Origin of the sequence: Paraburkholderia sp. UCT2 (assembly GCF_014397665.1) — a bacterium.
Lineage (GTDB): Bacteria > Pseudomonadota > Gammaproteobacteria > Burkholderiales > Burkholderiaceae > Paraburkholderia > Paraburkholderia tuberum.
Window position 1 is genome coordinate 1 of sequence record NZ_VZQO01000125.1, and the last position, 1,525, is coordinate 1,525.

Here is a 1,525-nt window from a genome sequence, read left to right on the forward strand (position 1 = left end):
ACGGCTTCGTGCAGCCAAAGATACGGCTGAGCTGAACGCCACCTCACTTTTGACGGGAGTACTGCCATGGATCAATGCGTGACGGCCGACACTGCATGGCAGCGCGCAGTGGGCCAACTCGATTGGGGATGCGCGCAACAATTGGCGGCTCGGGTCAGGCATATAGTCGATTCGCGTGGATCGAGCAGTCTGCCGGTCAAGAATGGCGACGTTGCGATCGCCCTGCTCGATCAACCCAGTCCACGAACAGCCACCGTATCGTGGAGCGACCCTCGAGGTTGCAAGTACGGCGAGCAGCTTTGGCGCCTTGCTACAGCGAAACGATCGGGTATATGCGCTTTGAGCGGACAAGGCATCGTCGCAGGCGATGTAATCTACCGCCCCGCAAAGGTCGAGCCGCCTCCCGCAAACGCGGCTGCCATGATGCTCGCACCATTAGTCGAGCTCGCCTTTAGCGATCCGTCCTGTTGATTTTCGCGGGCGTGTTTCGCTGTTGATCCTTCCCGGATCAACACTGCGCGACAGCGCAGTTGCTGCCCGCGACCGATCAGTCAACTTGTATCCTCGAGCCACATACAGGACGTCGCCGATGCGCGCGAATGTCGCTTAACAGGTGTGCGAGGGACGTTTGCAAATCTTGCGCGACTCGACGTGTTTAGTTTGTAGGTTGAGGGTGTCGAACGGAGCTTGTGCTGGCCGGCGCGCTACGTATCCAGCTAGCCTGTCGAGATCGGCTGGTCAATCCGCCCCCATGCGAAAGTGATTGTCGCGATCTCCGAATCGCGCCGTTATAGACGCGTGGGCAAATGGTCACGAAGGCGAAACCGGCAATGGATCGTGCAAAAAAGTTGCCAATCTGATGTCGGTCAAGGGTCCGGGCACAGCGAAAGTGTTGAACCCCAGCATGGGCCGCGTTCGTCGCTTGATCCGCGTCAAGGGGGAATGGCGGTAACTCTACCAGCCAACAGAACCGTCATAAATGCCCCATTGGGCGAGTGATCGAGTGGCGTTCGTCGTTGCGCGCAGAGGGCTCAGTGCGTCAGGACGGTCGTGTGCGCGGCGAGGCGCTCGACCTCGAGTAGCGCCTCGCCCAGCACATCGATAGCCCCATTCGTGGTGGAGGCAGTAGCAGCGCTGCGCAACGCGTTCTGAACGACCTCATGAATGACTTCCGTGTTCGATGAACCGATCTGGAACGTGAGTTGGGTTTGTGCCAACCGCGAATCGCTGGCATCAGAACAACAAGCGGAAGGTATTCCAATATTCACGTAGCGGTCTTGACAACGAACTTCGATTGAAGCGTGCACGCTCGACGGCTGATCCCGCTTGCGTAACGCCCGGCTGGATAGCGTCGAAGCAAATGTGCTGCGTGTCATTCAGATGGTCCGCACGGCCCCTGCCTCCGGACACACTAAAGAACTGCGCACCGCTCCAGGGCAATCGGCTAAAACCTTGCAGCGACGGCAACTATCCGTTGCCCCGCAGATGCTTGTAAGCCGACGGTAAGTGACTAGACTGGCAACGA

2 protein-coding genes are annotated in these 1,525 nt (G+C 58.6%); one reads left to right on the top strand and one right to left on the bottom strand.

Annotated elements, in window-relative coordinates; translation table 11 throughout:
* The first annotated feature begins 66 nt into the window (after positions 1-66).
* On the top strand, positions 67-471 hold the full coding sequence (locus F6X39_RS36015; protein ID WP_222945424.1) for a DUF3331 domain-containing protein: 405 nt from the start codon (positions 67-69) through the stop codon (positions 469-471).
* Positions 472-1,031: 560 nt separating this feature from the next.
* Here the strand turns inward: F6X39_RS36015 and F6X39_RS36020 are convergent.
* Positions 1,032-1,217, bottom strand: a complete 186-nt coding sequence (locus tag F6X39_RS36020) for a hypothetical protein (RefSeq protein WP_187620138.1) — start codon at positions 1,215-1,217, stop codon at positions 1,032-1,034.
* Between the last annotated feature and the right edge of the window lie 308 nt (positions 1,218-1,525).